We start from the raw sequence: 23,341 nt of genomic DNA on the forward strand, positions 1-23,341 counted from the left end.
CTTTACCCAAAATGACCACTTTTTTATCACCAATCATTCCATAAAAATAAGGAAGCAACTATGAAAAATGTCGTTATTGCCAGTGCGGTGCGTACCGCAATTGGAAATTTTGGCGGTTCACTTGCAGACACCTCTGCTGTGGAACTCGGTACAGCTGTAATCAAATCTGCGATTGAACGAGCAGGTATTGATATAACTGCTATTGATGAAGTAATTATGGGAAATGTTTTACAGGCAGGTCTTGGACAAAATCCTGCTCGTCAGGCACTATTATGTTCCGGCATTGCTCAAGATGTACCAGCTTATACTGTCAATAAAGTCTGCGGTTCAGGCTTAAAAGCAGTAGTTCTAGGCACTCAAGCAATTAAAGCTGGTGATGCTAAGGTTATCATCGCAGGTGGTATGGAAAACATGAGCCAAGCACCTTATCTTCTTGAATCCAAATCTCGTTGGGGCTACCGATTAGGAGATGCAAAAGTACAAGATGTGATTTTATCTGATGGTTTGATTTGTGCTACAAACCACTATCATATGGGTATCACGGCTGAAAATATCGCTAAAAAATATGATATTACCCGCCAAATGCAAGATGAATTAGCACTTGCCTCTCAACAAAAAGCCACCGCTGCGATTCAATCCGGTGCATTCAAAAATGAAATTGTACCGTTAAATATCAAAATTAAACGCAAAGAGGTCATTTTCGACACTGATGAATTTGTCAAACAAGATTCAACCGCTGAAGGTTTAGCAAGGCTTCGTGCCGCATTTGATAAAGAGGGTAGTGTAACTGCCGGTAATGCGTCAGGTATTAACGATGGTGCGGCGGCATTAGTTATTGTTGAAGAAGAAACGGCAAAAGCATTAGGGTTGAATATTCTTGCTCGTATCAAAGGTTATGCAAGTGGTGGCGTATCACCAGATATTATGGGAATAGGACCTGTTCCTGCTACTTTAAATGCTTTGAAAAAAACAGGTTTGCAGTTAAGCGATATAGACTTAATCGAAGCTAATGAAGCTTTTGCGGCACAATTTTTAGCTGTAGGTAAAGAGTTAGGGGTTAATCCCGAAAAAGTTAATGTCAATGGTGGAGCTATTGCTCTTGGTCATCCAATAGGTGCAAGCGGAGCACGTATTCTAGTCACTCTTTTACACGCAATGCAGGCTCGTGATAAGCAGTTGGGTTTGGCAACTTTATGTATTGGTGGTGGTCAAGGCATTGCAATGATTGTGGAACGTATTTAATACCAACTGGAAAAAAAGGAAAATATTATGGTTAAAAAAGTAGCTTTAATTACAGGTGCAGCAAGTGGTATTGGTTTGGCAATATGTGAGAGCCTTGCAACCGAAGATTTAAATATAGTGATGGTGGATGTAAATAAAGAGACATTAAAAGAACATTCCACTCGTTTAGGAACGGCTTATATTCAAGCAGATCTTTCGAAACGTGAAGGTTGTAAAACTGCGGTAGATTTTGCAGCCGAAAAATTTGGTAGCGTAGATATTTTGGTAAATGTAGCAGGTATCCAAAATGTAGCCGCCATTGAAAATTTTTCCGAAGATAAATGGGATTTTATGATTAACTTAATGCTTACTGCACCATTTTTGCTTACTAAATACAGTTGGAAATACATGAAAGCAAATAAATGGGGACGTATCATTAATTTGAATTCAATCCACGGTTTAGTTGCATCTGATTTCAAATCTGCGTATGTTTCAGCAAAACACGGTTTATCGGGCTTAACTAAAGTAGCTGCATTGGAGGGTGGTGAATTTGGTATTACTGTTAATTCTATCTGTCCTGCTTATGTTCGTACACCGTTGGTTGATAAACAGATCGTAGATCAAGCTCGTAATCATGGAATTTCCGAAGATGAAGTTATTAGCAAAATCATGCTTTCTAAAGCTGCTGTTAAACGCATGATTGAACCTTCAGAACTCGGCGAATTTGTCAAATTTCTCTGTTCTGATTCAGCAGCATCAATCTCTGGAGCTTGCTTAACAATGGATGGTGGTTGGACTGCTGCCTAAAAATTTATGGAACTGGGGAAATTAATGGAAATAATCCCCCGAGTTTCTCTTTAACTTAAGAGGAAATATCATGAGTACTATCGCAATTATTCTTTCATTATTGATGCTGATGTACTTCGCATACAGAGGTATGACAGTTTTATTATTAGCTCCCTTACTGGCTGCTTTTGCTGTCTTACTAAGCGGTGATGGATCAATGATGATGCCAAAATATACAGAAACTTTTATGTCTGCATTAAGTGGCTATTTACTTAATTTTTTCCCTGTGTTTCTATTTGGGGCATTATTCGGTCAGTTAATGGCAGATTCAGGTGCTGCAACAGGTATTGCCAAAGGTATTGTTAAAATGTTAGGAAGTCGGCAGGCAATTCTTACAGTGATCATCGCTTGCGGTCTTTTAACTTATGGAGGCGTGTCTCTTTTTGTAGTAGCATTTGCGATCTATCCGATTTCAAAAGTGCTATTTCGTGAAGCGAATATTCCTAAACGTTTGATTCCGGCAACGATTGCCCTAGGTTCATTTACTTTCTCAATGACGGCATTACCGGGGACACCGGCTGCAACCAACGCAATTCCAATTCCTTTTTTTAATACTAACGCATTTGCCGCTCCGGGATTGGGTTTAATTGGTGCCATGATCATGTTGATAGGTGGTTGGTTATGGTTACAAAGTCGTGCTAAAAAAGCAGCTTCTTTAGGTGAGGGTTATGGTAAACACGATAGTGAATCAAGTGCGGATTTAGCTATATTCGAGAAAAATGTAATGCCATTTAGTTTATCACTACTTCCCTTAGTTCTTGTTATCGCCATGAATGCAATTTTTACTTATACTTTTTCCAATATGGACTTTAGCTCATTGCAAGAGGTCTTTCCAAATCTCAACATTAAAGGCAAGACTGGATTATGGGCAATCATCGCCTCATTATTAATTGCATGTGTAGTATTAGTATTTTTACGTCTTGGTAAATGGACATCATTACAAGAAACTATCAATAAAGGTGTATATGGTTCAATGTTACCTATTTTTAATACGGCTTCAGAAGTAGGTTATGGAGCAGTAGTTGCTTCATTAGCCGGATTCGCTATTATTCGAGATTCAGTGCTAAATGTATCAACTAATCCATTAATTTCTGAGGCTGTTGCAATGAGTGCGCTTGCTGGTATTACAGGCTCATCATCAGGAGGATTAAGTATTGCAATGAGAACGCTTGGAGCAGACTACCTACGTATGGGAATTGAGGCAGGTATTGATCCGGATTTATTGCATCGAGTAGCAGTAATGGCAGCAGGTGGATTTGATACTTTACCTCATTGCGGTGCAATAATTACTTTACTTTCTATCTGTCACTTGAATCATAAGCAATCTTACTTGAATATTGCGGCTGTTACCATTGCAATACCAATAGTAGCCGTCATTAGTGTGATTGCATTAGGCACAGTGTTTGGTTCATTTTAAGTACAAATAAGTCGAAAAATGGAAAGCTTATCCTGCAAGTAGTTAAATTTTAAAAATTTCTTATAGGAAATGTAGCAAAAACAGAAAGTGAAATACTTATGGAACTGTTACACGATATCAACAAAATTAACCCACTTAAAAAAGTGGGTTAAATTTAATAAAAAGGTTTATTTCAAGCAACTAAAATAGCTATCTGCGGTATATTGTAAGAAATTGGCATAGGAATTTTTACCTAATTTAACTTTGTCACCCATCGGATCCAAGCGTCCAACGTTTACACCTGTTGCTTTACCTAAACTTTCAATTACTTTTGGTGTAAATTGCGGTTCTGCGAATAAGCAATTTACTTTATGCTCAGTAATTTCTTCCTTAATTTTAGCTAATGTTTTTGCCCCCGGTGCAACTAATGGATTAATAGTGAAATAGCCTACTTGATTTAATCCATAAGCGTTATTGAAATAGCTGTAAGCATCATGGAAAACATAAAATCCATTTTCTTTTACTGAAGCTAATTGCTTTTTAATTTCGTTATTTTTTGCTGCTAAAGTGCGGTTAAATTCAGCAAGATTTTTTTCAATCAATGCTTTTTTAGCCGGATATTGTATTGACAACTTCTCTGCTACTTTTTGTGCAACAATTTTGCTAATTTCCGGTGAGTACCAAACATGCCAATTAATGCCCAATTCATCATGTTCATGATTGTGTCCATGCTTGTGTTCATGGTCATGTTTGTGGTCGTGATCGTGGTCATGGTCATGTTTGTGGTCATGGTCATGCTTGTGTTCATGGTCATGTTTGTGGTCGTGGTCATGGTCGTGGTCGTGGTCATGGTCATGGTCGTGGTCGTGGTCATGGTCATGGTCATGGTCGTGGTCGTGGTCGTGGTCATGGTCATGGTCATGGTCGTGGTCATGGTCGTGGTCATGGTCATGGTCATGGTCATGGTCATGGTCATGGTCATGGTCGTGATCATGATGATGGCCTGTCATTAAAAGTCCTTTAGTATTAATTTCTGAAATTTCAGCAATGGTAACTACTTTTTTCGGATCTATACCACGTAAAGTTGCATGATCTAAAAACGCATCCACATCTTCGCCAATCCAAACAACTAAATCTGCTTTTTTTAGTTTTTGAATATCGGAAGGGCGGAAACTATAGTCATGCGGAGAAGCACCTGGTGGAACAATAACTTGGGTATCAGTTACACCATCAGCAATAGATGAAGCGATAAAACCTAAAGGTTTAATTGATGTTACTATGCTAGCATTTGCCACAGCAGATAAAGAAAAAAGTGCTGTACTAATTAATGCTTTTTTAAAGGTAAAATTAGACATTGGAATACTCCTTTTCATGATTAATAACGATTTTAAAAGACGGACTAGGTTATCACTTTTTCATCAAATTACTAGAATTTTTACAAAACTTTTTAGCCTTTGGCTAATTTATTTATTATTTTTGCTACTGCAAAAAAGCCAAAAGTCGCTGTTATCATTGTTGCTGCACCAAAGCCATTGGCACAATTCATGGTAGCTGAAGTAGTACAATTATCAGCCATTTTTGGAAAAATTAAAGGCTGAGTGGAAAAGACACAATCGACTACAAACTTACGTTTAGGATTTTGCGGAAAATGATATTCTTTACGTAAAACCGACCGCACTTTTGCCAGTAAGGGGTCTTGAATAGAGCGACTAAGATCTGCTACTCGAATTTGACTTGGATCGGTTTGTCCTCCTGCACCACCAATTGTGATAATCGGAATTTTATTGCGTTTACAGTGAGCAATTAGTGCTGCTTTTACTCTGACATTGTCAATAGCATCAATCACATAATCGTAGCCTGTATGAATATATTCAGCTAAATTTTCAACTGATAAAAAATCATCAATAATATTCACGTGGCAATCCGGATTAATTAATTGCACACGTTCTTTCATCACTTCTGTTTTTAACTTGCCGATATTACCTGTTAGAGCGGGTAATTGTCGGTTAATATTAGTTACACAGATGTCATCCATATCAATCATGGTAATTTGCCCAATACCGCAACGTGCAATTGCTTCGACAACCCATGAACCTACCCCACCAATGCCAATCACACAAATATGTGTTTGCTTTAAGCGTTCCAAAACGTCTATTCCATATAGTCGTCCAATTCCACCAAAGCGTTGTTCATAATTATCAATACGTTCTGTCATTATTGTAATAACCACACTCTACCATAGTGCTTCGATAAACCCGCAATATGTCCGGCATTATCGCCAATTCCACGATATAAATCAAAATGCTGCCCTTTTACTGCTCCTCCAACATCTAATGCCACCATTAAATGTAAAATATGTTCACCGGTCCAATTGCCTTCATCATCAATTTTCGGTACTTCCACTAAAACTACAGAGCCGCTTGGGATCACATTTTTATCGCTAGCAATAGCAGCCATAGGTACTAAAGGCACACCGGCAGAACCAAGCACTTTTCCGTTAGGATCTTTTTTGAAAAAAACATAAGAAGGATTACGTTCTAACAAGGCTTGTAAGCGTGATGGATTTTCCATTGCCCAATTTTTAATGGCTTGAATAGACATTTTTTCTTTGGAAATTTCGCCATCCTCTACCAGCAATCGTCCTATTGCTACATAATCAAAACCATTTTGTCCTGCATAGGCAAAATAGGTCAAATCTCCGTGACCAAAATCAACATAACCGCTACCTTGTACGCCAAGTAGAAAATTATCAATCATTGAATCAGTGTAAGCCAGCTCAAGTCCCTTACCTTGCAAGGCACCGGCATAAATTTGAGCTCGAGAAAAACGTTTATTAGCAGGCAAAGCATAAATAGGTTGATTATATTTGCCCTGTTGCGTATGACGAGCATGAATAACCGGCGAATAATATCCTGTCATTAATACATTTTGGTATCCGTCGGTTCCTTTCATAATTTGAGCTTGAATACCATAGTCTGCTAATTGTTTAGTATTCGCACCCGCCAATACCCAATGAGTTACTTTGTCATAAATGTTCGCAAATTGATTAGCTAAGCCAGTTGATGCTTGACGAATATTAGTAAGTTGCGTTAAAAAATCACCTTGATTGATGACCGCACTTTTGTTGTCAACAGAGGAAACCGGCACTAATGACGCTTGCTGATAACTACGCCCAGCATATTTTGCCCCGAATTGTTTCGCATCATTTTGGCTAGCTGTTTTAGAGTGTTCGGAAGAACATGCAACCAAAATAGTGACCGAAAATAAAATACTTTGTTTAACTACTGTTTTGATAAAAAATACCATATGTTACCGAAAAACCGCATAATTAGAGACGTCTTAAATTAGCAAAAAAACTGTAGAATATACAGTCTTTTATCATTCAATGAAGATAAAAAATTTACAATTTGCTTCATTTTATCATTGGTTGTTTTGTTATTTACACTGATGCAAAATGTTTTTACGCTTGAATTGTCAAATAAAAGTGCGGTGTTAATTTAGACTACTTTGAGTATTGCAACGTCAGGGCTTGATTTTGCAGTCCAAGCCCTCAAAATCATTTAAAACTCACCGCACTTTTAGGCTTCATCAATTCCCCAAAGCCAAGCCGCCCCACGCACACCACTGGAATCGCCGTGTACGGCTTTTTTGATTTCAGTAAAAAATTCTCTACCGAAAATATAATCGTTCATCCGTGTCGGTAAGGTTGTGTACAGACGATCAATGTTACAAACACCGCCCGCCAGTACAATCACATCAGGATCTAAAATATTTACATAAGCTGCTAGAGCTTTTGCCAAACGGCGTTCATAAGCTTGTAAAGATTGTTCGGCAGTAGGATCGCCTTGCTCGGCAAGTGCGGCAATTTCGTTGCCTTTTAATCTTATCCCACTCCGACGTTCGTAATCATCACATAGACCGGTACCGGAAACAAATTGTTCGATACAACGATGTTTGCCACAATAACATTGTACGTTATGCGAACGTTCTTCTTCATCTTGCCAAGGTAATTCGTTGTGTCCCCATTCACCGCCGATACCGTTAGCCCCATTCCAAGGTTTTCCGTCAATCACGATACCGGAACCGCAACCTGTTCCGAGAATAAGTGCCAATACGACCTTTTTTCCTGCTCCTGCACCATCTGTGGCTTCAGAGACGGTCATGCAGTTAGCATCATTGGCAATTCTTACTTCTCGTCCTAAAAGTGCGGTCAAGTCTTCGTCTAAATTTTGTCCGTTAAGCCAAACAGAATTAGCATTTTTGACTTTGCCGGTAAAAGGGGAAATAGTGCCGGGAATTCCGATCCCTACTGTGCCTCGTTGCCCTGTTGCATGTTCCGCATCATCTACCAAACTTTTAATTGCTGTCAACGTGTCCGGATACGACCCTCTTGGGGTAGGAATACGTTTGCGAAACAACTCTTCACCGCTGTTACTTAATGCAATAACTTCAATCTTGGTTCCACCTAAATCAATACCTATACGCATAAAAAACTCCTATAAATGAAATATGAATATTGTGATCCTTGTAACATTATTTTATTTTGATATTTTATATACTTTCCTCCTTTAAAATTATTATCAGGTATTAATGTCCACCAGCATATCAATTTTAGTCATTGATGACGATATTCAAATTTGCGAGCTACTCACCGATACTTTTGAAGAATATGGGTATAGGGTTGTTGCAGTCTCTTCCGGTCAGGAAGCATTAACCTTATTACAAACCAATTCTCGCTTTGATTTGATTTTATTAGACCTTATTCTCCCCGATATTAACGGACTGGTTTTGCTTCAACAATTAAAAAATCTGTTGAATAAGCCCATCATTATGTTGAGTGGCTTAAATAGCGAATCCGATGTAGTTGTTGGTTTGGAAATGGGGGCTGATGATTATATTACCAAGCCTTTTTATCCTCGAATTGTAGTGGCGAGAGCTAAAGCTGCTATTCGTCGCACTCAACCACAAGCCACAACCACCGTTTATACGCATAGCGGTTTTTTGTTTCATCAATGGTATTTAGATACCGAAACACATAAACTTTATTCGCCCCAAAAACAGGAAATTGAACTGACTCACGGCGAATATTTATTATTGTATGCCTTAGTTTCTCACGCTCAAAAAGTGTTGAGCCGTCAAAAATTATTAGAATTAACCCATGCAGAAAATTTGGAAATTTTTGACCGCACTATTGATGTATTAATTATGCGACTACGTAAAAAAATTGAACCGAATGTTAAGGCTCCGAGTTTTATTCAGACTGTTCGAGGCCTAGGGTATTGCTTTGAGGCTTCAGTTGAAAAACTGGGAGAAAATTAAGTACGCTATTATGCAACTCAAATCCTCACTTTTTAAGTATTCTGCATTGTTTCTTTGGTACGAATAAAATCCTTTAATTTCACATAGCTGACTGCACCTTCAGTAGCAGAGAGTGAAAATAAATTGAAATACGCCAAACCGTGTCCTAATTGTAAGGTTTTTTGTAACGGTAAATTCTGATGTAATCCGTATAAAATACCACTACAGAAAGCATCTCCAGCCCCCAATGTACTCAGAATTTTATCTTTTTCGACCCAGTAGGAAGGAACCGTAACAATATTTCCCAGCAAATCACAAGCAACCGCATATTTAGGTGAATGTACAATAACGGCTTTCTTTACACCCAGTTGCATAATCGCTTTTGCCGTCGTAACCAACTCTTTTTCTGTAGAAGCTATATTTACTTGTTCCGTTAAAATTTTGGCTTCCACATCATTAATAATCACAAAGTCCACATAGGATAAGATCGGGCGAATAACATTTTTAAAAATCTGTTTATTTTCACAGGAAACCAAATCAATCGAAATAAGAAAACCCTTTTCTTTTAGCACTGTCAATGTTTTTACCAGTTTTGAGACATCCAGCAACGCCGGCAGTAAGGGCAAATAAGCGATATGGGCAATTTTAGCATTACAATCTATCGAGGTAACAGTTTGATGATCATATTGCTGCATTGCTCCTATGTAATGAAAAAAAGTCCGCTCTCCGTTTTGACTGTTAATCATTACATCAGTAAAGGAAGTGGGGAGATCGCTTTCTAACATTGCGGTTAATACCACATTGTGTTTCTTAGCTTGCCGTAAAATAAATTGTCCTTCACTATCTTTTCCAATAGCACCACTTAAAAATAAAGAGAGCTCGGGATCCAATTTAGATAAATTGAATAACACATTAGTACAGCCACCCCCACAGTGTAATCCCATTTCCGAAATAGTTGCCAACATCGTTTCTTTGGGATAATCGGAGATCACTAAAGTTCGATCTACCAATAAGTTTCCCAACGCCAAAATACCCTTACGTTTTTGCATAATATCTAGCTTTATCGATGCTGTTAAAAATTTTCAATTGTTCGGCAACGGTTTGACTAATCGCATGTTGCATATTATTCATTATCATCAAGTATTGATTATATTTGCCACTTAATTCTATGGATCTCATATCCACCGCTAAGGTATCTAATGCCGTTTGAGACATGCCGGTAAAGAAATTGATTTTGCAAATACCCAATTCAATAGTTTTACGGAAATCTTCTGCACTAATTCCTGAACCACCATGTAATACCAAAGGAACATCAACAGCTTGATTGATTTGTGCAAGGCGTTCAAAATCAAGCTTAGGTTCGCCTTTATATTTCCCGTGCGTATTACCAATCGCAACTGCTAGAGTATCAATACCGGTTTTTTCTACAAATTCCTTGGCTTGTTCCACTTTGGTATAAAGTGCTACATCTGCTATACTTTCTAACGCACCGCCTTCATCGCCACCCACGGCACCTAATTCACCTTCCACAGAAATATTATAAGGGCGACATAATTCCACTATTTCTCTAGTTTGACGAATATTTTCTTCATAAGATAAAGAAGAACCATCAAACATAATAGAGGAGAAGCCACATTCAATGGCTTGTTTGACGGTTGGTAAAGTTAAACCATGATCGAGGTTTAAACAAACTGGGATACTTGCTAATTGAGCTTTCTTTTTAATGTATTTGGCGGTCGCAGGTAAATCGATATATTGCAAATGTACTTCCGCGACATTAATAATCACCGGTGATTGCTGCTGTTTAGCCGCAGCAAATACTGCATCAATAAAATTGGAATCAATTGCATTAAATGCTCCCACGGCAAATTTATGTTGTACCGCAACGGTCAGCATTTCTTTTAAATTAATTAACGACATAAAAATTCCTTATAATCACTACAAAGTAAACGGATAGGTTGTTCATTTTCCTGAATGGTTGAAAAACGTCCAAGAGATTCTAAAAAACGGTTATCGGTGAGATCATCATTTGTCATTGATACCTCACCAACTAAAACATCGCTATCTTCCGCCCAAAAGCTGTGGTAGAGCATTGGTGGTAAGCAAATACTTTGGCCTGGGCTAAGACGAATTTTGCTACCTGCGGCAACTTGATATTGTTCCCCGTCTATTTGAATATCAATGGACGAAACCTTATCTAGCAGCTCCGTTATTTCATCACGCCTGTATAACTGAATGACTAAAATGCCACCGCCACGATTTATAATATCTTCCATTTTTTTCCAATGGTAGTGCATTGGCGTAATTTGGTTTTGCTTCACCAACATAATTTTTTCGGCATAAGGTTTATTGTTTCTATCCGACTGATTACGCAAGGTAAATAGGGTCAATCCCGCCTGTTTGAAATTACCTAAATTAAAATCCGTCACATCCCAGCCCAAATTTGCTTCTAGTATTTCAGCATAGCGTTCCAGAGAAAGTGTATGCCAATCCGCTAGTGAAAAATCCGCAAATTTCGGCAGTACAAAGTGGTATTTTGCCATCATTTGCTGTGCTTCTCTGATCGCTTGATTAATTTCCGAACGCTTCATATTTTATTTCCTGTCATCAAAACAATGAAAAAATCTACCGCACTTTTTAGCTGTTGATAATATGTTAAAGCCGTTGCACAAAGGGAACGGCTTGGTTTTTCTATAATTATTTTACAGTCCAACCTTTGTAATCTTTGATGTTATCGCGATTAATTAAGGTTACAGGAATCAAGACCGGTTTTTCTGGTGCAGCTTTACCTTGTAAAATATCGTAACCGATTTCTACCGCTTTCGCTGCCATAACTTGCGGATCTTGTGCCGGTGTGCCGTTAAACAAGCTATTGCTTTGTTTTAATGCATCTTCACCGTCTGGAGAACCATCTACACCCATGATAAAAAATTCTTTACGTTGTGCCTGTTTCGCCGCTAAGTCGGCACCGATTGCTGTCGGATCATTAATTGCAAATACTGCATCAATTTTCGGGTGAGCGATTAATAAGGAAGTCATTACTTCTAAACCACCTTCACGACTGCCTTTTGCATTTTGATTGTGAGACAATAATTTGATCCCTTTATGCTTAGCCAATACATCCATACAACCTTGAACACGGTCTTGTACCGCAGAAACTGGTGGACCGTTGATGATAACCACATTACCTTTACCATTTAATTTATCGGTAATGGTTTGACATGCAATTTCACCCGCTTGGTAGTTATTGGAAGTGACGGTTGCATTTGCACCATCTGCCGCTACATCTACTGCCACAACAACGATTCCGGCTTTTTTCGCACGCTCTACTGCAGGTCCTATACCTTTAGAATCTGCAGCATTTAAAATGATCATATCGGTTTTCGCTGCAATGAAGTTGTCAATTTGTGCTACTTGTTGACCTAAATCGTAGCCACTGGACACGGATGTCACATTCACTTTATCGCCAGCTAGTTCTTTTGCTTTTAACTCAGCACCTTTGGCAATTTGCACGAAAAAAGGATTGGCCAAATCACCGACTGTTACACCGATAGATTTAAGTTCTTTGGCTTGAGCCAAAGGAGCCATGGCCAACATAACACTTACTGCTAATGTTTTTAATTTCATAAAATATCTCCTATGAGATTATGGTTAAGGAAAAGTTTGAGTAATTTACCCAAATTAGTTTGCTTTACTGGTACGATACTTATCGATGAGTACTGCTACGATAATTACGCCACCTTTAATGACAAGTTGCCAGAAATAAGATACCCCCATTAATGTCATACCGTTATTGAGAGTTGCAATGATCAATGCACCGATTAATGTGCCTGTAATTGTACCGATACCGCCAACGAAACTGGTTCCGCCTAAAATAACCGCAGCAATAGCATCTAATTCATAGCCAACCCCTAAGTTACCGTTAGCACTATATAAACGAGAAGCACTCATCACACCACCCAAACCGGATAATAAACCGCTGGTAGCATACACAAAAATCAACACTAGAGATACTTTGATACCAGTTAAATGGGCAGCCTGTAAATTCCCACCAACCGCATAAATATGTGTACCTAACGTTGTGCGACGTAAAATAAACCAACATACCGCAATTACTGCAAAGGCAATAATGACTAACCAAGGAATAGAGCCTAGATAACCGTTACCGATCCAGTCAAAAGAAATTTTTGAGTTAATCACTGTTGTGCCGTCAGCCACTAAGTAAGCAGCACCACGAAGTGCGGTATAAGTTCCAAGCGTTACAATAAATGGTGGCAATCCTGCATAAGCAACCAATAAACCATTAAAAACACCCATACCTAAACCTGCAACTAGAGCAATCGGTACTGCAAAATCGGCAAGTGCAGGATTTAACGAACACACCAATGCCATGACGGCAGTTACTCCTAAAATTGACCCTACGGATAAATCAATTCCACCGGTTAAAATGATGAAAGTCATTCCTGCTGCCAAGACGATATTAATTGATGCCTGACGGGCAATATTCATCATATTGGCTTCACTCATAAAATTGGGGGCAATAAAGGAAAAGACGATAATAATCAGTAGCAAGATAGGTAAAATACCCATTGCTTGGAACATATCCGATAATGCCTGTTTTTTAGCTCCTGATTTTGCTACATTTTCCATATTAAGCTCCTTACATCTAAATTTACGCTGCACCACAGGCCAATGCCATAATGCTTTCTTGATTAATTTGTTCACCTAGAACTTCACCGACAACATAGCCTTCCCGCATTACATAAACACGATCGCTCATACCGACAATTTCAGGTAATTCACTGGAAATCATTAAAATCGCTACACCTTGTTTTGCCATTTCAATCATCATTTTATAAATCTCACTTTTTGCACCAACATCCACACCTCGTGTCGGTTCATCTAAAATGAATAACTTCGGATGAATTCCCATCCAACGGGACAACAATACTTTTTGTTGATTACCGCCGGATAGTCCACTCACATCGACATTAGCATTCGGCACTCGGATTTTTAAACTTTTAATTGCCTGATCAGTATCCGCTTTTCCTTTTGTCTGATTAATCACCATCATGGTGGCATCACGTTCAATGGTCGCAATAGTTATGTTTTTAAATACGTTCATATCAAGGAATAATCCTTCTTCTTTACGATTTTCCGGTAATAATGCTACGTGATGAATAATGGCTTCTCGAGGTGAGCTGAAACTAATTTCGGCACCGTTTAAATACATTTTGCCTTGTGTAGGTCGACTAACACCAAATAATAAATGAGCTAATTCAGAACGACCTGCACCAACCAAACCGGATAAGCCAATAATTTCACCTGCTCTTACAACCAAAGAAGCATTTTTTATTTTATTACCGTCAGAAAGATTTTCAATGCGAATGACTTCCTCGCCTATTGGTACTTTTTCTTTATTAAACAAATCTGTTAGTGGTCGTCCTACCATCATTTGTACTAAAGTGTTGGCATGCAAATTCTCACGTAGTAAAGATCCAACATACTTTCCGTCACGTAATACACTCACACGATCCGCCAATTCGTAAATTTCCGCCATTCGGTGACTAATATAGATAATTGCCAATCCTTCCGACCGTAATTTTTTGATCAACTCAAACAATTTTTCTGTTTCACGGGAGGATAATGCAGCAGTCGGCTCATCCATCACTAAAATTCGACTTTTACGATGTAACGCGCGGGCAATTTCTACTTGCTGTTGCTCAGCAATGGTGAGAGAGGACACTTTTTGATAGGCGAAAAATTGAGCACCTAAACGGTCTAATACTTCCTGTGCTTCTTCTTCCATTTTCTTGCGATTCAAGCCAAATACCGTACCGATTTCACGACCTAAAAAAATATTTTCTGCAACTGTCAAATTCGGTGAAAGATGAATTTCTTGATAAATTAAAGTAATTCCCGCAAGAATGGCATCTTTCGGCGAAGAAATCGGAAAGAGTTTGCCGTCAATGTTGATTTCACCGGAAGTAGCAATATACGCACCTGCCAAAATTTTCATTAATGTACTTTTACCGGCACCATTTTCACCCATTAACGCATGAATTTCACCACGATATACATCTAAATCAACATCTTGCAATGCATAAAAATCGCCGAAACGTTTGGCGATATGACGCATTTCCAACAACGGTGTTACGGAAATATTGACAGCCTGCTCCATTTTAATTGCCCTCAATCTTTATTTTGATTTACAGTAAAGCATAAGTTTATGAACAGAACATGTTAAAAACTCATTCATATTTGTCATAATTCCATAATAGAAACTATTTATAATGTCACACTCGGTCAAAAGTGCGGTAAAAATTACAAAAGTTTTATTCAGTCGGTAGTTATATGTTAAAAAAACTTTTTTCTACTCATTCCTACGGTGTTAGATTACGATTGATCGTATTCGTACTGGTGGCAGTTTTTCTGATTTTTTCAATTAGTGTGATGTCTGTATTTGGATTGAATTCCAGTCATAACGCCCTGTCAAATTTACGTGATCGCTCCATGAACCAAATGTTTTTCTCCATGAGTTTAGGTATCAAAACCACTCAGATTTCCACTTATGCCAATAAACTCAGGCAGACCTTTCGTGCATTAGAATATCAGGAAGCGTCCAAGCAACTGGCACAGCATATTGAGCAAGTACATCATTATTTGGATCAAGGCAAAAAATACGCCAGTCCGTTAGAGCAACATCAATTTTCAGGGATTATTCAATCTATTGACTTATTGGAAAAAAGTGTGCAAGAGCTGTTACAACAAGCCTATCAACGCCATGTTTTGAATACCAGCATCATCAGCAAATTAAACCAATCCTTACTTTATTTAGAACACATTAAAAGGTTAGAAAAACGCACCGCACTTTTAGCAGACGGCAAACTGTTTGTTTCTGACTTTCAACAAATTGAAAACTTGATTGAAACTGCGACTAAAGGTTTATTTTCACCTGAAACCTTTATTGCCATTCGCTCAGTATTTTCATTTTTACCCGAGAAAAAACAGCCAGATATTCAGCAAGAATGGATAAAAATAGAAAATGAATTTGAACTTATCACTAAATCAGCCTACCAATTGGTAGCGATTAATCAACGTATTCAATTCTTAACTTATCAAATTGATTCGCTTGTAGCTCAAATTGACCGAGATTACAGCCGTTTGGCACAAGAAAAAATCGCTATTGTGAATAGTGAATCTGCAAAAATTCAAACCGCACTTTCCAAGCATATTTTGTATATTTGGGGAGCTTCTTTATTCACAGTCGGCTTGATTATCATTTTGGGTATTTATATTTATCGCTTATTCGGTAAGCGTTTGTATTCTATTACTCAGGCGATGACTCGCTTATCACAAGGGGATAAATATGCTCAAGTACCGCAACAACAACGACAAGATGAAATCGGCGAATTAGCTCGAGCTTTTTATATTTTTCAGCAAAATGTGGTGAAACTAGCACGTACCGATGCCTTATTGAAAGAAAAAAGTGAATTGTTGGAGCGAACTTTTTTGGCAATGCGGGACGGTTTGGCGATTTTTAATCCCTCCGGTTGTTTAATGTCTTGCAATAGCCAATTTATACAATTATTACATTGGCATGAAGAGCAAGCACGAGAGGCTAATTTTTCAAGTCTAGCGTTCTTTTTACAGCAAGGTTCAGCAAAAATTTATGGTAGCTCGGAGCAAATTAATGAAAAATTATTAAGTGAAATGCGTAGTGAGCAAGAACCATTGGAAATCGACTATTGCCGGCAAATTTTGGAATGGAGGGTAAGTGCCTTACAAGACGGTGGTTTGGTGGCGTTTTTAATTGATCGTACTCAACGTAAAAAATTGGAAACGGATTTAGCACACAGTCAAAAAATGCGAAGTATCGGTCATTTAACCGGTGGAATTGCTCACGATTTCAATAATTTATTGGCGGTGATTATTGGTAATTTAGATTTGATAGATCCTGAAACTTTACACGACAAACAGGCAAAACGTTTGCAACGTGCATTAAAAGCGGCAGAAAATAGTGCAACATTAACACAGCGTTTGCTGGCTTATGCCCGCAAGCAACCTCTCCATCCGACCTCATTAGATTTAAACCAGCTATTATTTGAATTTTCCGATTTTATGAAACATAGCCTGCCAGCAACGATTACAGTGCGGTTAGATTTAGCGGAGAATTTACCGCTGATTTATATGGATAAAAATCAATTGGAAACAGCCTTGGTGAATTTATTGGTGAATGCCAAAGATGCCTTAGAGAGTAAAGGCGAAATTGTGCTGAAAACCCGTCAATTATTAGTCCAACGAACCCATAAAACCGAACAAATGGTGCAACTGTCAATTATTGATAACGGTTGCGGAATGAGTGAAGAAACTCGTCGCCATATTTTTGAACCTTTTTTTACCACCAAACAAAACGGTAAAGGTAGCGGTTTGGGATTGTCGATGGTATATGGATTTATTCGCCAATCTAAAGGAAGGGTTAAAGTACAATCCGAACTGGGTAAAGGCACTAAGATCCATTTACAGCTACCTATTTCCCGCAGAAATTCAACAATTTCCACCGCACTTCCAGCGAGTATGGATTTATCTGAACGAGCGACATTAATACTTATCGAAGATCAAAAAGATCTTCGGGAAACCTTAAATGAACAACTTATCGCAATGGGCTATCAAACTCTCGTATTTGAAAATGCGGAACAAGTAATGTCGCATTTATCGAAAAACGAACGCATAGAATATGAATATCTGTTATCCGATGTGGTTTTGAACGGCAAAATGAGCGGTATTGATTTAGCAAATTATATAAAATACCGTTTTCCCTTAATCAAAATACTGCTAATGACAGGGAACCATACGGAATACATCGCTCAGTTCAGTGAGTTTGAGGTGTTAAATAAGCCTTTCAGACAAGAAGAATTATTGGTTCGTTTGAAATCTTTATGATAAAGAAGACTGTAGCAAATTCCTGTAATTAAAGTGCGGTTGAAAGTTTTTCTATTTTAACCGCACTGAGTTTAAGCATAAATACAGTTATTGACTAAATTTTATGTTATACATCGTAAATATGCTTAATCAGACTCACAAAGAATTTAGAAAATCTTGTTTTATTTTTGTGATCTTCATCACGATTTTATGGTTTGAATTTATAAATTGTGATAAATATCACGTTTTTATCACTGATTAAATAATAAAAAATGTGTCCTACATCACAAATCTTAAAGAAAAAATTTTTGCTTTTATTATAAATATGTTATTTTTTCTGCCTGAAAAATAGCCAATTATTTCTCTTTACGCGTTCTATTTATTGAGGTTAAGTTATGCTATCAGCAAATGCAAAAGTCAAAATCCAAAGTGTTGGACGTTTCTTATCAAATATGGTGATGCCTAACATTGGGGCATTTATTGCGTGGGGTTTTATTACCACACTTTTTATTCCGACAGGGTGGTTGCCAAATGAAATCTTGGCGAAGTTAGTCGGACCAATGATAATGTACTTACTGCCATTATTAATCGGTTATACTGGCGGTAAATTAGTTGGTGGAGAGCGTGGTGCAGTAGTCGGGGCGATTACTACTGCTGGTGTGATCGTCGGTACAGATATTCCAATGTTCCTTGGTGCAATGATCGCAGGTCCAACCGGCGGCTGGGCAATTAAACGTTTTGACAAATGGGCTGATGGCAAAATCAAAAGCGGTTTTGAGATGTTAGTCAATAACTTCTCTTCCGGTATTATTGGAATGATTTTAGCCATTCTATTCTTCTGGATCATCGGACCGGCTGTAAAAGTAGTTTCCGGTTGGTTGGCTAGCGGTGTAGATGTACTTGTTCAAGCAGGCTTATTGCCACTCACCTCAATTTTTGTCGAACCTGCAAAAATCTTGTTTTTAAACAATGCAATTAACCATGGTATTTTTTCACCGTTAGGTATCCAACAATCACAAGAATTAGGTCAATCTGTTTTCTTCCTAATTGAAGCGAACCCTGGTCCGGGCTTGGGTGTGTTGTTAGCTTATATGTTATTCGGTAAAGGGTCTGCCAAACAAACTTCCGGCGGTGCTGCTGTAATTCACTTCTTTGGAGGTATTCACGAAATTTATTTTCCTTATGTGTTAATGAACCCACGTTTATTAATTGCAGTGATTGCAGGTGGTGCAACAGGCGTATTTACATTGGTATTATTTAATGCAGGCTTACAAGCACCAGCATCTCCGGGGTCAATTATTGCCGTGTTAGCTATGACACCGAAAACCTCTTTCATCGGTGTGATTTTATCTGTTATCGCCTCTTGTACCGTATCTTTCGTCATTTCTTCTTTCTTCTTGAAAATTTCAAAAGAAGAAAGCAAAAATACCCTAGAAGAAATGCAAGCCGCTTCTAAAGCAATGAAAGGTGGTAATACAGCAACGAAAAGTGCGGTAACAGATTTGAACGAGGTGAAAAAAATCTTTGTTTCTTGCGATGCCGGTATGGGGTCTAGTGCAATGGGTGCCGGAATGTTACGTAAAAAAGTAAAAGATGCTGGCTTGACAATTGATGTAACTAACTGTGCGATTAATGATTTACCAGAAGATGCCCGTTTAGTTATTACTCATCAAGATTTAACCTTGCGTGCGAAAAAACAAGTTCCGAATGCAATACATTTGCCATTACAAAACTTCTTAGATAACAAATTCTACGACAGTTTAGTGCTTGATTTGCAAGCTGCAACAAAAGATACTGTAGTACCGATAGCGGAAGAAAATGCGATTGACGTCAAGGGTACAACATTTACTCTTAACGCAGAGCAAATTTTCTTGGGCTTGAATGCAGACAGCAAAGCGGATGCAATTCGTTTCGCCGGTGAGCAATTGGTGAAATTTGGTTTCGTGCAACCAAGCTATATTGATGCAATGTTTGCTCGTGAAGAATTAGTTTCTACTTATTTAGGTGAAGGTTTAGCCGTGCCACACGGAACAGCAGAAGCAAAAGATGCGGTGTTGAAAACCGGTATTGTAGTTTGCCAATATCCACAAGGCGTTCGTTTTACCGACGAAGAAGACGGCGTAGCGAAATTAGTAATCGGGATTGCGGCGAAAAGCAATGAGCATATTCAAGTACTAACCGCAATTACTAACGCATTGGATAGCGAAGAAGCCATTGCAACACTAACATCAACTGATGATATAGAAAAAGTGCTGACCTTATTGAAAGCTTAAAAGTGCGGTAAAAAATGGCGTAGTTTTGACTACGCCATCTTTGTTTATAATTTTATTGATTGGGAGAGCAAAATGAACGCATTACATTTCGGAGCAGGTAATATCGGTCGTGGTTTTATCGGCAAAGTATTAGCTGATAGCGGAGTTCAAGTAACCTTTGCCGATGTGAATGAAGCGGTAATTGATCTATTGAAAAGACATCAGTCTTACAACGTGAAAATCGTTGGCGACAGCATTAATGCGATGGAAAGCGTACGTCATGTTACGGGGGTGGATTCAAAAGACACAAAGGCTTTGATTGAACTGTTTAAAACGGTTGATTTAGTTACCACTGCTGTTGGTCCTACCGTGTTAAAAATTATTTCCGGCACTATCGCCAAAGGTATTGAAGCTCGTTTAGCCGCAGGCAATTTTAAGCCGTTAAACATTATCGCTTGTGAAAATATGGTTCGTGGAACGACCTTTTTAAAAGAGCAGGTTTTCACACATCTTACAGAGGAATTGCAAGCAGACGCTGAAAAATATGTAGGTTTCGTTGATAGTGCGGTAGATCGCATTGTGCCACCTGTGCAAGAAGATATATCGGATCCTTTGTTGGTAACAGTAGAGGAATTTTGTGAATGGATCGTAGATAACACCCAATTCAAAGGTGATATTCCAAACATTCAAGGAATGGAATTAACTGATAATTTGATGGCATTTGTAGAGCGTAAATTATTCACCTTGAATACAGGACACGCCGTGACCGCCTATTTCGGCAAACGCAAAGGCTATCAATTTGTGAAAGAAAGCATTGAAGATCCCGACATCAAAGAGTTTGTAGCGGCTGTCATGCAAGAAAGCGGTGCAGTGTTAATTCAGCGTTACGGTTTTGAACCGCAAGCACATGCCGCTTATATTGAAAAAATTCTCAAGCGTTTTGCTAATCCATATTTAGTAGATAATGTGGAACGTGTGGGTCGCCAGCCCTTACGCAAATTAAGCTACAATGATCGCTTAATCAAACCATTGCGTGGTACTATTGAATACAATTTAGCTAATCAGCATCTAATTCGTGCAATAGCTTACGCACTGACTTTCCGTTGTGAAGATGATCCGCAAGCAGTAGAATTAGCACAATCTTTGGCAGAAATCGGTGTAACAGAAACGTTAAAAAAATACACGGAATTGCAAGATGTCGTTATTATTGAGCAAATAGCTCAAGCCTATAATGAAGTAAATAAATCTTAGACAAAAGAGCGGTCAGTTTGCAAAACTTCCTAAAAAATGACCGCACTTTCTCTTTCAAGCATAGGAAAAACAAGTTGTTATCTGAAGATCCTATTTATGAAAAATTAAACAGTACTGTTTCCGTGCGAGGTTTTATGATTGCTACTGTGGCAATTTTTGAAGAGGCGGTAGATAGTCTGATCAATCGAGTATTTCGAAAAACAGATTTTGTGGTGCAGTCGGTGATTGACTCTCTTTTTACCAACGATGGTCCTCTTGGTGATCTCAGTGTACGTCTCAAAGTGTTACTCGGACTTGGCGTGATCCAACACAATCTATTTTCCGACGTAAATGCCTTTATTCAATTTAAGGAAACATTAAATAAGGACGAAAAGGAATACACTTTCGATGATGAAATTGTACTCACTTTTTTGCAAAAATTAACGCTGTTGATGGATAAATCAGCACTTGATTTTGAGCCATTAATCGAAGACAAAAACAGCCTTACTTACCAGATGAAATCTCTGCGACGGGAAAAAATTATTCGTTCTTGTTTAATATTGACCATTGCAGATATTTACCGTCAATTACAAATCGAAAGTCCATTTTGATCATTTAAATAAATTGGTACACAACACAAAGGTAAGCATTGATTTTACAGCTAAAAACGCATCTTAAAAAACAGGTAAACAGGTAGTATAAGATGTCTATAATGAATTTTTTAGCTGTAATTTTTCCAGTAATTTCTGATGAATTCCCCCAAAACTACCATTTGACATGACCAAAATATGATCTTCAGGTTGTGCCTCAGTAACAATTAAATCAACTAAGTTGTCCAGATTTCCAGACCATTTTGCCGGTTGCACACAATCATTAGCAATTTCAACTACATTCCAAGGAATATTTTCCGGTTGCAATAAAAAAACATAATCCGCTCTTGCCAATGCTGGTGCTATTTCATCTTTATGAATTCCCATTTTCATCGTATTTGAGCGAGGTTCTAGCACTGCCAAAATACGTGCTCCGCCACCGACCTTGTCTCGAAGTGCGGTTAATGTTGCAAGAATTTCTGCCGGATGATGGGCAAAGTCGTCATAAACAGTAACCCCATTTACTTCACCTTTTACTTCCAAACGACGTTTCGCATTGACAAAAGAATATAGTGCTTGACAAGCATCTTTGACTTGCACGCCCACATGGTAAGCTGCCGCAATCGCCATAAGTGCATTATTCATATTATGTTGACCGACGATATTCCATTGCACTTCACCGGCTTTTTTTCCCTGATGATAAACAGCAAAATGCGAACTGTCATGAGCTATTCTTTCCGTATGCCATTCCTGATCTTGTCCCAAAAAATGCATTTCAGACCAGCAACCCATGTCTAGAGTTTCTTTTACAGATTGTTCATGAGCAAAGGCAAGAATACGACCGCTCTTAGGCATTGTTCTAATCATATGGTGAAACTGGCGTTGAATCGCTTGTAGGTTGTCAAAAATATCTGCATGATCAAACCCTAAGTTATTGATAATAAGCGTTTTTGGATTGTAATGTACAAATTTGGAACGTTTATCAAAAAATGCCGTATCGTATTCGTCAGCTTCTATAACAAAAAATGGACTCTTACCTAAGCGTGCTGAAACACCGAAATTGCCGGCTATTCCACCTATTAAGAACCCCGGTTGCAAGCCATTTTGTTCTAAAATCCAACTTAACATACCGGTTGTTGTTGTTTTGCCATGTGTTCCCGATACGGCAAGCACCCAGCGATCACGTAATAAATGCTCGTGTAACCATTGTGGACCTGAACGATAAGGTAAGCTATTTTCCAACACATACTCTACGCAAGGATTACCACGTTTCATTGCATTGCCAATGACGACTAAATCAGGTGCTGGTTGCAACTGCGAAACGTCAAAGTGCGGTATGATTTCAATACCATTTTGTTGTAAAAAAGTACTCATCGGAGGGTAAATATTCGTGTCTGACCCTGTGATTTTATAGCCCATTTGTTTGGCAATAATAGCTACTCCCCCCATGAAAGTGCCACAGATACCCAAAATATGAATATGCTTATTGTTCATTTGTTTCTATTCCCCAAAATGTATAAAAAATGTGTTATAGATCACATTGTGAGAAATCAATTCATTCGTTAAAAAGTGAAGGTTGTTATAAT

The 23,341-nt window shown here is 38.3% G+C and carries 19 protein-coding genes; 8 read left to right on the forward strand and 11 right to left on the reverse strand.

Annotated elements, in window-relative coordinates; genetic code table 11:
* Positions 1-60 precede the first annotated feature (60 nt).
* The 3 genes from HSM_RS04155 to HSM_RS04165 all read left to right on the forward strand — a co-directional run bounded on the left by HSM_RS04155 (position 61) and on the right by HSM_RS04165 (position 3,484).
* Complete coding sequence (locus HSM_RS04155) at positions 61-1,242, forward strand: acetyl-CoA C-acetyltransferase (RefSeq protein WP_012341626.1); 1,182 nt, start codon at positions 61-63, stop codon at positions 1,240-1,242.
* A gap of 27 nt (positions 1,243-1,269) precedes the next feature.
* On the forward strand, positions 1,270-2,028 hold the full coding sequence (locus HSM_RS04160; protein ID WP_012341627.1) for a 3-hydroxybutyrate dehydrogenase: 759 nt from the start codon (positions 1,270-1,272) through the stop codon (positions 2,026-2,028).
* A gap of 70 nt (positions 2,029-2,098) precedes the next feature.
* Positions 2,099-3,484 carry a GntP family permease gene (locus tag HSM_RS04165; RefSeq protein ID WP_012341628.1) on the forward strand — a complete coding sequence of 462 codons (1,386 nt, stop codon included), beginning with the start codon at positions 2,099-2,101 and terminating at the stop codon, positions 3,482-3,484.
* Between the two features lie 167 nt (positions 3,485-3,651).
* Here the strand turns inward: HSM_RS04165 and znuA are convergent, their stop codons facing one another.
* The 4 genes from znuA to mak form a co-directional block, all read right to left on the reverse strand.
* Positions 3,652-4,818, reverse strand: coding sequence for a zinc ABC transporter substrate-binding protein ZnuA (gene znuA / locus HSM_RS04170; RefSeq protein ID WP_012341629.1), 1,167 nt, complete (start codon positions 4,816-4,818; stop codon positions 3,652-3,654).
* A gap of 92 nt (positions 4,819-4,910) precedes the next feature.
* Positions 4,911-5,678: a tRNA cyclic N6-threonylcarbamoyladenosine(37) synthase TcdA gene (gene tcdA / locus HSM_RS04175; RefSeq protein WP_012341630.1), complete on the reverse strand. Its 768-nt coding sequence runs from the start codon at positions 5,676-5,678 to the stop codon at positions 4,911-4,913.
* Positions 5,678-6,769, reverse strand: coding sequence for a murein transglycosylase A (mltA, locus tag HSM_RS04180; protein WP_012341631.1), 1,092 nt, complete (start codon positions 6,767-6,769; stop codon positions 5,678-5,680). Before mltA ends, tcdA begins: the two co-directional genes overlap by 1 nt.
* A gap of 272 nt (positions 6,770-7,041) precedes the next feature.
* A complete protein-coding gene (mak, locus tag HSM_RS04185) occupies positions 7,042-7,950 on the reverse strand; it encodes a fructokinase (RefSeq protein WP_011609407.1) in 909 nt (302 codons plus the stop codon).
* A gap of 103 nt (positions 7,951-8,053) precedes the next feature.
* Here mak and HSM_RS04190 point away from each other — a divergent pair, with 103 nt between their 5' ends.
* Positions 8,054-8,782, forward strand: a complete 729-nt coding sequence (locus HSM_RS04190; protein WP_012341632.1) for a response regulator — start codon at positions 8,054-8,056, stop codon at positions 8,780-8,782.
* Positions 8,783-8,814: 32 nt separating this feature from the next.
* Here the strand turns inward: HSM_RS04190 and HSM_RS04195 are convergent, their stop codons facing one another.
* The 6 genes from HSM_RS04195 to HSM_RS04220 all read right to left on the reverse strand — a co-directional run bounded on the left by HSM_RS04195 (position 8,815) and on the right by HSM_RS04220 (position 14,942).
* Positions 8,815-9,810 (reverse strand): adenosine kinase, encoded by a 996-nt coding sequence (locus HSM_RS04195; RefSeq protein ID WP_012341633.1) that lies wholly within the window; start codon positions 9,808-9,810, stop codon positions 8,815-8,817.
* Complete coding sequence (locus tag HSM_RS04200; protein ID WP_012341634.1) at positions 9,797-10,681, reverse strand: ketose 1,6-bisphosphate aldolase; 885 nt, start codon at positions 10,679-10,681, stop codon at positions 9,797-9,799. The genes HSM_RS04195 and HSM_RS04200 overlap by 14 nt, the downstream gene beginning before the upstream one ends.
* Positions 10,672-11,352, reverse strand: a complete 681-nt coding sequence (locus HSM_RS04205) for a D-lyxose/D-mannose family sugar isomerase (protein ID WP_012341636.1) — start codon at positions 11,350-11,352, stop codon at positions 10,672-10,674. Before HSM_RS04205 ends, HSM_RS04200 begins: the two co-directional genes overlap by 10 nt.
* A 106-nt stretch (positions 11,353-11,458) precedes the next feature.
* Positions 11,459-12,388, reverse strand: coding sequence for an ABC transporter substrate-binding protein (locus HSM_RS04210; RefSeq protein WP_012341637.1), 930 nt, complete (start codon positions 12,386-12,388; stop codon positions 11,459-11,461).
* Between the two features lie 54 nt (positions 12,389-12,442).
* Positions 12,443-13,411, reverse strand: coding sequence for an ABC transporter permease subunit (locus tag HSM_RS04215; RefSeq protein ID WP_012341638.1), 969 nt, complete (start codon positions 13,409-13,411; stop codon positions 12,443-12,445).
* Positions 13,412-13,433: 22 nt separating this feature from the next.
* Positions 13,434-14,942, reverse strand: coding sequence for a sugar ABC transporter ATP-binding protein (locus HSM_RS04220; protein ID WP_012341639.1), 1,509 nt, complete (start codon positions 14,940-14,942; stop codon positions 13,434-13,436).
* A 173-nt stretch (positions 14,943-15,115) separates the two neighbouring features.
* Between HSM_RS04220 and HSM_RS04225 the strand changes: the two genes are divergently transcribed.
* From HSM_RS04225 to HSM_RS04240, 4 genes are all read left to right on the forward strand, one after another.
* The gene (locus HSM_RS04225; RefSeq protein WP_041605041.1) at positions 15,116-17,704 is read left to right on the forward strand and encodes an ATP-binding protein; all 2,589 of its coding nucleotides are present in this window, start codon (positions 15,116-15,118) and stop codon (positions 17,702-17,704) included.
* A gap of 374 nt (positions 17,705-18,078) precedes the next feature.
* Positions 18,079-19,956: a PTS mannitol transporter subunit IICBA gene (locus HSM_RS04230; protein WP_012341641.1), complete on the forward strand. Its 1,878-nt coding sequence runs from the start codon at positions 18,079-18,081 to the stop codon at positions 19,954-19,956.
* Between the two features lie 72 nt (positions 19,957-20,028).
* Positions 20,029-21,186, forward strand: coding sequence for a mannitol-1-phosphate 5-dehydrogenase (locus tag HSM_RS04235; RefSeq protein ID WP_012341642.1), 1,158 nt, complete (start codon positions 20,029-20,031; stop codon positions 21,184-21,186).
* Between the two features lie 74 nt (positions 21,187-21,260).
* Positions 21,261-21,776 (forward strand): MltR family transcriptional regulator, encoded by a 516-nt coding sequence (locus HSM_RS04240; protein ID WP_012341643.1) that lies wholly within the window; start codon positions 21,261-21,263, stop codon positions 21,774-21,776.
* A 96-nt stretch (positions 21,777-21,872) separates the two neighbouring features.
* Here the strand turns inward: HSM_RS04240 and mpl are convergent, their stop codons facing one another.
* Positions 21,873-23,249 carry a UDP-N-acetylmuramate:L-alanyl-gamma-D-glutamyl-meso-diaminopimelate ligase gene (mpl, locus tag HSM_RS04245; RefSeq protein WP_012341644.1) on the reverse strand — a complete coding sequence of 459 codons (1,377 nt, stop codon included), beginning with the start codon at positions 23,247-23,249 and terminating at the stop codon, positions 21,873-21,875.
* Between the last annotated feature and the right edge of the window lie 92 nt (positions 23,250-23,341).

Source organism: Histophilus somni 2336, assembly GCF_000019405.1.
GTDB lineage: Bacteria > Pseudomonadota > Gammaproteobacteria > Enterobacterales > Pasteurellaceae > Histophilus > Histophilus somni.